Below are 12,517 nucleotides of genomic sequence, written 5' to 3'. Positions count from 1 at the left end.
CCGGCCCGGGGTCCAGGGACGAACCTGGACGCCGGGCCGGAGGCCGTGGAGCGGGCGACGGGAATCGAACCCGCGTAGCTAGTTTGGAAGACTAGGGCTCTACCATTGAGCTACGCCCGCACAGCTGGTGCAGCGGCTCGCAGATCGGCGAGCGCGGCACGGCATGCATCGTAGCGGGTCACGGCGGTCCGCCGCACACCCCCGTCCCCGCGCTCTTCCCGAGCTCCCGCAAGCGGGCGCCGCACCCCCCGCGGGCATGTACCCTACGTGTCGCACCGACGGGGTGTGGCGCAGCTTGGTAGCGCGTCCGCTTTGGGAGCGGAAGGCCGTGGGTTCAAATCCCGCCACCCCGACCAGCAGGATCTTTCCAGCTCAGTGGCCGGTTTCCCGGGCCGAAGATCCGGATGCGGGCGCTCCGGCCGGTTTCGCGGCCCGTCTTCGGCCTGTCTTCGGCCCGTCTTTCAAGATCGCATTGTGGGTCGGCTCCCGCGTGCCGTTACTATGCAAGCTGTGTGCCCGTGTGTCTCTCGACCGGGCAGAAACCCAAGCAGTCAGCCCACAAGGAGACCGAACCGTGAAGAGCGCCGTGGAGACCCTGAACCCGACCCGGGTTCGGCTCACTGTCGAGGTGCCCTTCGAGGAGCTCAAGGACAGCCTCGACGCGGCGTACAAGAAGATCAACCAGCAGGTCACGGTGAAGGGCTTCCGTAAGGGCAAGATCCCCGCCCGGGTCATCGACCAGCGGTTCGGCCGCGGTGCTGTGCTGGAGGAGGCCGTCAACGACGCCCTCCCGAAGTTCTACACGGAGGCGGTCAACGAGGCCGAGCTCAACGTCCTGGGCCAGCCCGAGGTCGACATCACCGAGCTGAAGGACAACGAGACCCTCAGCTTCACCGCCGAGGTCGACGTCCGCCCGACCATCGAGATCCCGGACTACTCCGGCATCGAGGTCGAGGTCGACGCGGTCGAGGTCAGCGACGAGGACGTCGACAAGGCCGTCGAGGACCTGCGGGGCCGCTTCGCGTCCACCGCGCCGGTCGAGCGCGCCGCCGAGGACGGCGACGTCGTGACGATCGACCTGGAGGCCAAGGTCGACGGCGAGGTCCTGGAGGACGGCGTCGCCAGCGGCGTCTCGTACACCATCGGCTCCGGCGAGCTCCTCGAAGGCATCGACGACGCCGTGAAGGGCCTGGAGGCCGACGGCGAGGCCACCTTCACCTCCGAGCTGAAGGGCGGCTCCGCGGCGGGCAAGGAGGCCGAGGTCACCGTCAAGGTCACCCAGGTCGCCAAGCGCGAACTGCCGGAGCTGGACGACGACTTCGCGCAGCTGGCGTCCGAGTTCGACACCCTGGACGAGCTGAAGGCCGACAGCCGCAAGCGCCTGGAGACGGCCCGCCAGTTCGACCAGGCCACCCAGGCCCAGGAGCGCGTCCTGGACAAGCTCCTGGAGCTCGTCGAGGTGCCGGTCCCCGAGAAGCTGCTCGAGGACGAGATCCGCACCCGCAAGCACAACCTGGAGCACCACCAGCTCGGCCAGATGGGCCTCGACCTCGGCAAGTACCTGGAGATCCAGGGCAAGTCCGAGGAGGAGTTCGACACCGAGACCCGCGAGCAGGCGGTCAAGGGCATCAAGACCCAGTTCATCCTCGACGAGCTGGTCAACAAGGAGAAGCTGAACGTGAACCAGGAGGAGCTCACCGAGCACCTCATGCGTCGCGCCCAGTCCTCCGGCATGAGCCCCGACCAGTTCGCCCAGGCCGTCGTCGAGGGTGGCCAGGTGCCGATGCTCGTCGGCGAGGTCGCCCGCGGCAAGGCGCTCGCGGTGGTCGTCGAGGCCGCCACGGTCAAGGACACGAACGGCGAGGTCGTGGACCTCGACGACGAGGACGAGGCCGAGGCCGACTCCGTCGAGGGTGAGCAGGCCGAGGCCGCCGCCGACTCCGCCAAGGCGGACGAGGAGAAGGCCGAGGGCTGATCCCCTCGCGCACCTGTGCAAGGGCCCCCGGGACACCGTCCCGGGGGCCCTTCGCGCCCCGTCCCCGCCCCGCGGGGCGCGTCGGCGGGTGCCGCTGCGTCGCGGCCGAGCACGCAGTTCTCCGCACCCCTTCGGGGCACGGCTCCGCAGGGCGTGCTACCTGCGCTCACAGCGAACAGTTGCCCTTGCGGGATTCCCCGAAGGGGGCCGCGCGTTAGGGTCCATGAATACGGGGGCAGTGGAGTCGTTGCCCTCAGAACGAAGATGCTGAGACGGCCGGTGCCGTCAGAGACGAGCAGGTGGATACGTGACGAATCTGATGCCCTACGCAGCCGGTGAGCCGTCCATCGGTGGTGGCCTCGGCGACCATGTCTACAACCGGCTGCTCGGCGAGCGCATCGTCTTCCTCGGCCAGCAGGTCGACGACGACATCGCGAACAAGATCACGGCGCAGATGCTCCTCCTCGCGGCCGACCCCTCGAAGGACATCTACCTCTACATCAACAGCCCCGGCGGCTCGGTGACCGCCGGCATGGCGATCTACGACACCATGCAGTACATCCCGAACGACGTGGTGACGATCGGCATGGGCATGGCCGCCTCCATGGGCCAGTTCCTGCTGACCGGCGGCACCGCGGGCAAGCGCTTCGCCCTGCCGCACACGGACATCCTGATGCACCAGGGCTCCGCGGGCATCGGCGGCACGGCCTCCGACGTCAAGATCCAGGCCGAGTACCTGCTGCGCACCAAGCAGCGGATGGCCGAGATCACCGCCCGCCACTCCGGCCAGACGGTCGAGGCGATCATCCGCGACGGTGACCGCGACCGCTGGTTCACCACCGAGGAGGCCAAGGAGTACGGCCTCATCGACGAGATCATCAGCGCCGCTTCCGGTGTTCCGGGCGGCGGCGGCACGGGCGCCTGAGAAGGCGCCCAGGGGGCCTCCTGAGGCCCCCGCCCGGGGCGGCCCGCATCCGGCCCGCCCCAGCCGACCAAGCCCACGCTCATCACCAGGACGGAACACCCCAGATGAACAGCTTCCCCGTCAGCGGCCAGCCCGCGGGCCTGCACACCGGCCCCCAGGTGGACAACCGTTACGTGATCCCGCGCTTCGTCGAGCGCACTTCGCAGGGCGTGCGCGAGTACGACCCGTACGCGAAGCTCTTCGAGGAGCGCGTGATCTTCCTCGGCGTCCAGATCGACGACGCCTCCGCCAACGACGTCATGGCGCAGCTCCTGTGCCTGGAGTCGATGGACCCCGACCGGGACATCTCGGTCTACATCAACAGCCCGGGCGGCTCCTTCACCGCCCTGACGGCCATCTACGACACGATGCAGTTCGTGAAGCCGGACATCCAGACGGTCTGCATGGGCCAGGCGTCCTCCGCCGCGGCCGTGCTCCTGGCCGCCGGCACCCCCGGCAAGCGGATGGCCCTGCCGAACGCGCGCGTGCTGATCCACCAGCCGTCCGGCGGCACCGGCCGCGAGCAGCTCTCCGACCTGGAGATCGCGGCCAACGAAATCCTCCGGATGCGTACGCAGCTCGAGGACATGCTGGCCAAGCACTCCTCGACGCCGATCGAGAAGATCCGCGAGGACATCGAGCGCGACAAGATCCTCACCGCCGAGGACGCGCTCGAGTACGGCCTGATCGACCAGATCATCTCCACCCGCAAGATGAACAACTCCGCGGTCGCCTGATACTCGTCCGGGGAAACCGCAGCACCAACTGCCCGCTCCTTGGCGCGGTCGCGTCGGTCCGTGGCGATCTGCGACATTTCGTAGTTCTTCACGGTTCCGCGTAGCAGCGAACCGCGCCAAGGGGGGCCCGAACGGGGGGCCAGGCAAGGTACCGTCGGATACAAGGCACCAGGAGCCGCTGGACCAACGGCGTCTCCCAGGCGAAGGGGAAGCACACCGTGGCACGCATCGGTGACGGCGGCGATCTGCTCAAGTGCTCGTTCTGCGGAAAGAGTCAGAAGCAGGTCAAGAAGCTCATCGCAGGCCCGGGCGTGTACATCTGCGATGAGTGCATCGACCTCTGCAACGAGATCATCGAGGAGGAGCTCGCCGAGACGAGCGAGGTCCGCTGGGAAGAGCTGCCCAAGCCCCGCGAGATCTACGAGTTCCTCGAGGGGTACGTAGTCGGCCAGGAGCCCGCCAAGAAGGCCCTCTCCGTCGCCGTCTACAACCACTACAAGCGCGTCCAGGCCGGGGAGAACGGCGGCGCGCAGGGCCGCGAGGACGCCATCGAGCTGGCGAAGTCCAACATCCTGCTGCTCGGCCCCACCGGCTCCGGCAAGACGCTGCTCGCCCAGACCCTGGCCCGCATGCTGAACGTCCCCTTCGCCATCGCGGACGCCACCGCGCTCACCGAGGCGGGGTACGTGGGCGAGGACGTGGAGAACATCCTCCTCAAGCTCATCCAGGCCGCCGACTACGACGTCAAGAAGGCCGAGACGGGCATCATCTACATCGACGAGATCGACAAGGTCGCCCGGAAGAGCGAGAACCCGTCGATCACGCGTGACGTTTCGGGTGAAGGCGTCCAGCAGGCCCTCCTCAAGATCCTTGAGGGTACGACGGCCTCGGTCCCGCCGCAGGGCGGCCGCAAGCACCCGCACCAGGAGTTCATCCAGATCGACACGACGAACGTGCTGTTCATCGTGGGCGGCGCCTTCGCGGGCCTGGAGAAGATCATCGAGGCCCGGGCGGGCGCGAAGGGCATCGGCTTCGGCGCCACCATCCGCTCCAAGCGGGAGTTGGAGGAGAAGGACCAGTTCGAGGACATCATGCCGGAGGACCTGGTGAAGTTCGGGATGATCCCCGAGTTCATCGGCCGCCTTCCCGTCATCACCTCGGTCCACAACCTCGACCGCGAGGCCCTGCTCCAGATCCTCGTCGAGCCGCGTAACGCGCTGGTGAAGCAGTACCAGCGACTCTTCGAACTCGACGGTGTGGAGCTGGACTTCGAGCGCGAGGCCCTGGAGGCCATCGCGGACCAGGCGATCCTGCGCCAGACCGGCGCGCGCGGCCTGCGCGCCATCATGGAGGAGGTCCTCCAGTCGGTGATGTACGAGGTGCCGTCCCGCAAGGACGTCGCCCGCGTCGTCATCACGGCGGACGTCGTCCACTCCAACGTGAACCCGACGCTGGTCCCGCGCGAGGTGCGGGGCCCGGGCGCGGGCGAGCAGAAGTCGGCCTAGCCCGACCCCGTTCGAACGACCAGGGGCGCCCGGCGAGTTGACCTCGCCGGGCGCCCCTGTCGCATGGGCCGCTCGGACGCGGCCGTGCGGGCGGCTCACCGCTTCACACGGACCTCGGAGCGAAGTTTCCTCGCGGTCTCCGCGGCGTCGTCAAGGGACGGGCTCTTGCCCGCCACGACGTCCGCGATCACCATCGGCATGGAGAGGCCCACCGTGCTGTGGTCGCCCCAGATGCACACGGCCATCCGCGCCTCCTTGGGGCCGGAGCCCGTGCCGCCGCTCACGCCGGAGCCCTTCTTGACGTGGGCCTCCTGGCACTTGAGGACGAAGCCGTCGGCGCTGAAGTCCCGGGGGCTGCCGACCATTTCGCCGGAGTTGCCGCCGTTCGCGCTGTCCTTCTTCGCGTCGGCCTTGGCGCCGGCGAACAGGGCGTCGACGGTCTTCTCGGGGTCCTCGACCTCTCCGTAGACCCCGCCGAACTGGAGCAGCTTGCCGCCCAGCGGGTCGGCCCCGCCGTTCACCTGGTAACCGGCGTGCACGGAGGTGGGGTCCTTCACCCCGTGCTTCTCGGCGTCGTCGAGGTCGTCGAAGCCGCCCGACATGGTGCCGCTGCCCTTCTTGTACTCGCCGAGCACGGTCTCGGGCGCGACCAGCTTGTGCGGCCCGTCGTCCTTGACGGCCGCGGAGCCGCTGTCGCCGCCCCCGCCGAGCACGAAGTACGCGCCGACCCCGACCGCGGCCACGACGGCGACGGCCCCGACGACGAACCCGGCCTTCTTCCGGCCCCCACCCTGCGGGGGCGGGGGCGCCTGCCCGTAGCCGAGCGGCGGGGCCTGCGGTGGCTGGGGCGGCTGCTGGCCGTACGGGCCCGGCTGGTACTGGGTCATCGAGGTTCCTCTGTGCTGGTGCTGCGCGAAGGGCCCGGCCGGAGCGCCCGGCCGGGCCCTTCGCTGGTGCTGACTGACCCGGAGGGTCAGGCCTTGACGCGGACTTCCTTGCGGAACTTGGCCGCGGTGGTGGCGGCCTCTTCCAGGTCGGGGGACTTGCCCCCGAGCGCGCCCGCCACGTCCGTGGTGATGACGACGCCGATCGTGCTGTTGTCGCCCCAGATGCACACCGGCATCTTCATCTCCTTCGGGCCCTGGGACCCGGCCGACGAGGACGAGCCGGAGCCGAGCTCCATCTTCATCTCCTGGCACTTCATGATCGCGCCGTCGAGCTCGGAGGGGTTGTACGACTTGGGCTCGCCGATCGGCGTGAGCTTCTGGCCGCTCGAACCGACGCCGGAGGAGGAGTCCGACCTCTCGGAGAAGCCGTCCTGCGCCTTGGTGAACATGTAGTCGACGACCTTCTCCGGGTTGTCGATGTCACCGTAGAGGCCGTTGAGCTGGAGCAGCTTCTGTGCCAGCGGGTTGTCCTTGCTGCCCGACTCGTACTGCACGCTCAAGTCCTTGGCGTTCTTCACGCCGTTCTTCTCGGCCTTCGCGCGGCTCTCGGAGGTCATGGAGTCCTCCCTGGACTCCTTCTTCGTGTAGTCGCCGAGCACGGTCGCGGGTGCCGTCAGCTTGTGCGGGCCGTCGTCCTTGACCGAGCCGCTGCCGCCGCTGTCGTCGCCCGCGAACAGGAAGTAGCCGCCGACCGCGACCGCCACGACCACCGCGACCGCGCCGATGACGGCGCCCGCCTTCTTGCCGCCGCCTCCGCTCGGCGGCGGGGGCGGGACCTGGCCGTACGGGGCCTGGGGCGGCTGCCCGTACGGGGCCTGCCCGTAGGGGGCCTGCTGCGGCGGGACGCCCTGGGGCGCCTGCTGCGGGTAGCCGTAGCCGGGCTGCTGCGGGGCCTGGGGCGGGTAGCCGTAGCCGGGTGGCGGGGCCTGGGGCGGCTGCCCGTAGGGGCCCGGCTGCTGCGGCTGGCCGCCGCCGTACGGACCGGGCTGCTGGCCCCCGTACGGACCAGGCTGCTGACCGCCGTACGGGCCCGGCTGGTTGAAGCTCATTGCTGGGGTTCCCTCCGTTAACTGCTGCTGCGAGCGCGTGCGCGCGTCACTTCTTCACGCGGGCCGCGTCGCGGTACTTGGCGGCGAGGTCGGCGACGTCGTCCGTCGCCATGCCGTCCCCGCCGGAGATGAAGGCGGCGGCGTCGGTGGCGGTGACGATGCCGGCGGTGCTCCGGTCGGCCCAGGCGCAGATCGGGATCTCCAGGCTCTTGCCGCCCTCGGAGACCTCGGCCCGCTGGCACTTCATCAGCGCGTTGTCCAGGTCGCCGGGCGAGACCGACTCCGGGCTGCCCTGCCAGGTGACCTCTTCCTTGTCGCCGCCGCTGTCGCTGTCCTTCTCCGTCTCCTCGTGCATTTTGTCGAACGCCTTGTCGACGGTCTTCTCCGGGTCGCTGATCTCGCCCGACATGCCGACGACGTTCAGGCCCTTCGTCTTGAGCCCGCTGCCGGCCTTGTAGTTCGCCTTCTCCTGCACGGCGTTCTTGATCCCGATCGCGGCGGCGTCCTCCTGGTCGGCGTCGCCCAGCGGGCCGCCGGAGGAGTCCGACGAGACGTCCTTCTGGTACTCGCCGACCGAGGCCGGGGACACCAGCTTGTGCGGCCCGTCGTCGGTGACCGAGCCGGAGCCGCCGTCGTCGCCCCCGACGACGAAGTACGCGCCGACGCCGATCGCCGCGACCACCGCGACCGCGCCGATGATCAGGCCCGTCTTCTTGCCGCCGCCTCCGCTCGGCGGCGGGGGCGGCGGGACCTGCCCGTAGGGAGCCTGTCCGTAGGGGCCCTGCGGCGGCTGCCCGTAAGGGGCCTGCGGCTGCCCGTAGGGGGGCGCCTGCGGGGGCTGCTGGGGGTAGCCCTGGGGGTAGCCGTAGCCGGGCGGCGGGGCCTGCGGCGGCTGGCCGTACGGGGGCTGCTGGGGCTGGCCGCCGTAGGGACCGGGCTGCTGGGGCTGCCCGCCGCCGTACGGACCCGGCTGCTGCGGCTGCTGGTCGCCGTACGGGCCCGGCTGGTTGTAGCTCATGATGAAGCTCCCCCTCGAACGCGTGTGTGCGCCTACGTTCTCCCACACGTTTATGTGTTCCCGACATCCTGACCGACGCCGGGAGCACCGTGGGGCCCGGGGAGTCAACCGTTACTGAAGATTCCGGTTTCGGGACCACACTGTGACACCCCTAAACTGGGCCCGTGACCGAGAACGCTCAGCAGCAGCCTCCAGCGACCACCCCCGAGCTCCCGACGCAGTACGCACCGGCCGAGGTAGAGGGGACGCTGTACGAGCGCTGGGTAGAGCGCGGTTACTTCGACGCGGACGCGAAGAGCGACAAGGAGCCCTTCACCGTCGTCATCCCCCCGCCGAACGTCACCGGCAGCCTGCACCTGGGCCACGCCTTCGAGCACACCCTCATCGACGCCCTCACCCGCCGCAAGCGCATGCAGGGCTACGAGGTGCTGTGGCAGCCCGGCATGGACCACGCCGGCATCGCCACGCAGAACGTGGTGGAGCGCGAGCTCGGCAAGGAGGGCAAGTCCCGCCACGACCTCGGCCGCGAGGCCTTCGTCGAGCGCGTCTGGCAGTGGAAGGGCGAGTCCGGCGGCCAGATCTCCGGCCAGATGCGCCGCCTGGGCGACGGCGTCGCCTGGTCCCGCGAGCGCTTCACCATGGACGAGGGCCTCTCCCAGGCCGTCCAGACGATCTTCAAGCGGCTCTACGACGACGAGCTGATCTACCGCGCCGAGCGCATCATCAACTGGTGCCCCCGCTGTCTGACCGCCATCTCCGACATCGAGGTGGAGTACCAGGACGACGACGGCGAGCTCGTCTCCATGACGTACGGCGAGGGTGACGAGACGATCGTCGTCGCCACCACCCGCGCCGAGACCATGCTGGGTGACACCGCCGTGGCCGTGCACCCCGACGACGAGCGGTACAAGCACTTGGTCGGCAAGCAGATCAAGCTGCCGCTGACCGACCGCTCCATCCCCGTCGTCGCCGACACGCACGTCGACCCGGAGTTCGGCACCGGCGCCGTCAAGGTGACCCCGGCGCACGACCCGAACGACTTCGAGATCGGCCAGCGCCACGACCTGCCGAACATCACGGTCATGGACGAGCACGCGGTCATCACGGTCCCCGGCCCCTTCCAGGGCCTGGACCGCCTGGAGGCCCGCTCCGCCATCGTCGGCGCGCTGCGCGCCGAGGGCCGCATCGTCGCCGAGAAGCGCCCGTACTCCCACTCCGTGGGCCACTGCTCGCGCTGCAAGACCACCATCGAGCCGCGGCTCTCCATGCAGTGGTGGGTCAAGGTCGGCCCGCTCGCCAAGGCCGCCGGTGACGCGGTCCGCGACGGCAAGGTCAAGATCCACCCGCAGGAGATGGAGAAGCGCTACTTCGACTGGGTCGACAACCTCCACGACTGGTGCATCTCGCGCCAGCTGTGGTGGGGCCACCGCATCCCGGTCTGGTACGGCCCGAACGGCGAGATCGTCTGCGTCGGCCCCGACGAGGAGGCGCCCACCGGCGAGGGCTGGACGCAGGACACCGACGTCCTCGACACCTGGTTCTCCTCCGGCCTGTGGCCGTTCTCCACGCTCGGCTGGCCGGAGCGGACGGACAGCCTCGCGAAGTTCTACCCGAACTCCGTCCTGGTCACCGGCTACGACATCCTCTTCTTCTGGGTCGCCCGGATGATGATGTTCGGCCTGTACGCGATGGACGGCACCCCGCCGTTCCACACCATCGCCCTGCACGGCATGGTCCGCGACCAGTTCGGCAAGAAGATGTCGAAGTCCTTCGGGAACGCGGTCAACCCGCTGGACTGGATGGACAAGTACGGCTCCGACGCCCTGCGCTTCACCCTCGCGCGCGGTGCCAACCCCGGCGTCGACGTGCCGATCGGCGAGGACTGGGTCCAGGGCTCCCGCAACTTCGCCAACAAGATCTGGAACGCCACCCGCTTCGCGCTGATGAACGGCGCCACGGTCGAGGGCCCGCTGCCGGACGCCGCCGAGATGTCGGCGACCGACCGCTGGATCCTCTCGCGCCTCAACACCGTGGTCGCCGAAGTCGACGCGTACTACGAGGACTACCAGTTCGCGAAGCTCTCCGACGCCCTGTTCCACTTCGCCTGGGACGAGGTCTTCGACTGGTACGTGGAGCTGTCCAAGACCACGTTCATGGCGGGCGGCCCGGCCGCCGAGGTCAGCAAGCGCGTCCTCGGCGAGGTCCTCGACGTCACGCTGCGCCTGCTCCACCCGGTCGTGCCGTTCGTGACGGAGACCCTGTGGACCACGCTGACCGGCGGCGAGTCCGTGGTCATCGCGGAGTGGCCGACCGACTCCGGCTTCCGGGACGCGGGCGCCGAGAAGGAGATCGCCTCCGTCCAGGACCTGGTCACCGAGGTCCGCCGGTTCCGCGCCGACCAGGGCCTCCAGCCCGGCCAGAAGGTCCCGGCCCGCCTCACGCTCGACGGCACGCCGTTCGCCGCGCACGAGGCCGCCGTCCGCCAGCTCCTGCGCCTCCAGCCGGAGGGCGAGGCCTTCGCGGCGACGGCGACCCTGCCGGTCGCGGGCGCCACGGTCGCGCTCGACCTGTCCGGCACGATCGACGTGGCGGCGGAGCGCAAGCGGCTCGCCAAGGACCTGGCCGCCGCCGAGAAGGAGAAGGCCCAGGCCACCGCCAAGCTCGGCAACGAGGCGTTCCTGGCGAAGGCGCCCGACCAGGTGGTCGACAAGATCCGCGGCCGCCTCGCCAAGGCCGACGAGGACATCGCCCGCCTCCAGGCCCAGCTGGACAACCTCCCGGCGGCATAAGGCGGTTCGCCCGCAGGCATACGAAGGCGCCCAGAACTCACAGGAGTTCTGGGCGCCTCCGTCGTAGTCCCGCGTCGGGAGCGCCCCCGAAGGGGCGCGGGGAACGGCGCGACCAGCCACCACGGACCCGCAGACGAAGTACTTACGCCTCCGTCGCCACCGGCCCCGTCCCCACGGCTTCCGCGTTGCGCCGCGTCTTCGCCCAGCCGTTGCGGCCGCGCAGGAGCCGCAGGAAGCCGCGCGCCGCCACGATGAACACGTGGTACGCGTACACCCACAGGGCGAGACCCCACAGCAGGCCGGTGAGCCGGGAGCGGTCGGGCGCGTAGTCCCGTCGGTAGAGCGGGCCCCAGGCCACGAACGGCAGCACCGACAGGGCGCACAGGCCCAGGATCAGCGGCCAGGCGCCGAGGAACGCGTCGCGCATCGAGCCGCCCACGACGACGCTGCCGAGCAGCAGCAGGCTGAGGACGAGCGTCGCGACGTGCGCGAGGGGCTGCATGAACGTGTACAGGGTCTCCAGGACCCCGCGGCCCGAGTAGTGGCGCGAGGCGACGATGCGCGGCGCGTACCGCACGCACTGGAGGTTGCCCTGCGCCCAGCGGGTGCGCTGGGTGAGGAAGCGGCGCAGCCGCGGCAGGCCCTCCTGGGAGACGTAGGTGTCGGCGATGTGTGCGATCCGGTAGCCGCCCAGGATCATGTGCAGGCCCAGCTCGTAGTCCTCCAGGAGCGCGTCGCGCTGCCAGGGGCGGCGCTCGGTGGCGGCGATGTGGTCCAGGGCGGTGAGCCGGGTGAACTGGCCGTTGCCGCCCAGGCCCACGGAGCCGGTGCGGCCGCGCAGGAGCTGCATGCCCGCGTTGGACACGGCGAACTCCATGTCCTGCATGCGCACCAGGAGCCGCGCCACGGCGTTGGCGAGGCGCCCGCGCTCGGGCAGCGGCGGCCGCTCCTCGTCGACGTTGCGCATCCGCACGCTGACCTGTACGCCGCCCACCTCGGGGTCGGCGAACCCGGCCTGCCCGCTGACCCGGGCGAGCGCGTCCGGCGCGAGCCGCCCGTCGGCGTCCACGACGCACACGACGGCCAGGGACCGGTCGGTGTCCTCGGGCAGGAAGGCGTTCAGCGCCGCGTACGCGGAGTTGAGGGCCGCGCCCTTGCCGACGCGGGCGTCGGGGCGGCGGCGCGAGACCAGGTGCACCCGGGCGTCGTCCGCCGCGAGCGCGGTGACGACGGCCGCGGTGGTGTCCTCGCTGTCGTCGTCGACGACCCAGACGTGCGCGGCCGGGAAGTCGGCCCGCAGCTGGGCGACGGTCGTGCCGATGACGGTCTCCTCGTCGCGGCACGGCACGAAGAAGTGCCAGGTGAAGGGTGTGGCGTCGCCTTCCGGTGCCTCCGGGCGGCGCACGTAGGCGTGGCGGGAGCCGGCCCAGTACAGCAGGAAGCAGGCGAGCAGGAGGAACGGCAGGGCGTAGAGCAGGACGTGGGAGCTGGGCATGGGGTCCTCGTGCGGGTGGGGGGACGGGGGAGGAGCCG

General features: G+C 70.2%; 9 protein-coding genes and 2 tRNA genes. 6 read left to right on the top strand and 5 right to left on the bottom strand.

The genetic code is table 11. From position 1 onward, the window contains the following. Nucleotides 1–46: 46 nt before the first annotated feature. Nucleotides 47–120, bottom strand: a tRNA-Gly gene (locus MQV74_RS15520). A 159-nt stretch (nucleotides 121–279) separates the two neighbouring features. Between MQV74_RS15520 and MQV74_RS15515 the strand changes: the two genes are divergently transcribed. The 5 genes from MQV74_RS15515 to clpX all read left to right on the top strand — a co-directional run bounded on the left by MQV74_RS15515 (nucleotide 280) and on the right by clpX (nucleotide 5,181). Continuing rightward, a tRNA-Pro gene (locus MQV74_RS15515) sits at nucleotides 280–356 on the top strand. Between the two features lie 218 nt (nucleotides 357–574). Beyond that, nucleotides 575–1,975, top strand: coding sequence for a trigger factor (gene tig, locus MQV74_RS15510; RefSeq protein WP_242718073.1), 1,401 nt, complete (start codon nucleotides 575–577; stop codon nucleotides 1,973–1,975). 319 nt (nucleotides 1,976–2,294) lie between these two features. Next, the gene (locus MQV74_RS15505) at nucleotides 2,295–2,900 is read left to right on the top strand and encodes an ATP-dependent Clp protease proteolytic subunit (protein WP_030362534.1); all 606 of its coding nucleotides are present in this window, start codon (nucleotides 2,295–2,297) and stop codon (nucleotides 2,898–2,900) included. A 104-nt stretch (nucleotides 2,901–3,004) separates the two neighbouring features. Then, nucleotides 3,005–3,676: an ATP-dependent Clp protease proteolytic subunit gene (locus MQV74_RS15500; RefSeq protein ID WP_242718071.1), complete on the top strand. Its 672-nt coding sequence runs from the start codon at nucleotides 3,005–3,007 to the stop codon at nucleotides 3,674–3,676. Between the two features lie 218 nt (nucleotides 3,677–3,894). Next, nucleotides 3,895–5,181: an ATP-dependent Clp protease ATP-binding subunit ClpX gene (gene clpX, locus MQV74_RS15495; RefSeq protein WP_030673850.1), complete on the top strand. Its 1,287-nt coding sequence runs from the start codon at nucleotides 3,895–3,897 to the stop codon at nucleotides 5,179–5,181. 95 nt (nucleotides 5,182–5,276) lie between these two features. Here the strand turns inward: clpX and MQV74_RS15490 are convergent, their stop codons facing one another. The 3 genes from MQV74_RS15490 to MQV74_RS15480 form a co-directional block, all read right to left on the bottom strand. Beyond that, a complete protein-coding gene (locus MQV74_RS15490) occupies nucleotides 5,277–6,068 on the bottom strand; it encodes a hypothetical protein (protein WP_242718069.1) in 792 nt (263 codons plus the stop codon). Nucleotides 6,069–6,154: 86 nt separating this feature from the next. Beyond that, complete coding sequence (locus tag MQV74_RS15485) at nucleotides 6,155–7,177, bottom strand: hypothetical protein (RefSeq protein ID WP_242718067.1); 1,023 nt, start codon at nucleotides 7,175–7,177, stop codon at nucleotides 6,155–6,157. 46 nt (nucleotides 7,178–7,223) lie between these two features. Next, nucleotides 7,224–8,195, bottom strand: a complete 972-nt coding sequence (locus MQV74_RS15480) for a hypothetical protein (RefSeq protein ID WP_242718065.1) — start codon at nucleotides 8,193–8,195, stop codon at nucleotides 7,224–7,226. A 164-nt stretch (nucleotides 8,196–8,359) separates the two neighbouring features. Between MQV74_RS15480 and MQV74_RS15475 the strand changes: the two genes are divergently transcribed. Continuing rightward, nucleotides 8,360–10,984, top strand: a complete 2,625-nt coding sequence (locus MQV74_RS15475) for a valine--tRNA ligase (RefSeq protein WP_242718063.1) — start codon at nucleotides 8,360–8,362, stop codon at nucleotides 10,982–10,984. Between the two features lie 142 nt (nucleotides 10,985–11,126). On the opposite strand, the gene MQV74_RS15470 is transcribed toward MQV74_RS15475, so the two are convergent. Then, nucleotides 11,127–12,479 (bottom strand): glycosyltransferase family 2 protein, encoded by a 1,353-nt coding sequence (locus tag MQV74_RS15470; RefSeq protein ID WP_242718055.1) that lies wholly within the window; start codon nucleotides 12,477–12,479, stop codon nucleotides 11,127–11,129. Nucleotides 12,480–12,517 lie beyond the last annotated feature (38 nt).

The sequence above is a fragment of the Streptomyces sp. AN091965 genome, assembly GCF_022698285.1.
In the GTDB taxonomy this organism is placed as follows: domain Bacteria; phylum Actinomycetota; class Actinomycetes; order Streptomycetales; family Streptomycetaceae; genus Streptomyces.
This window is presented reverse-complemented; position numbering and strand designations above follow the sequence as displayed.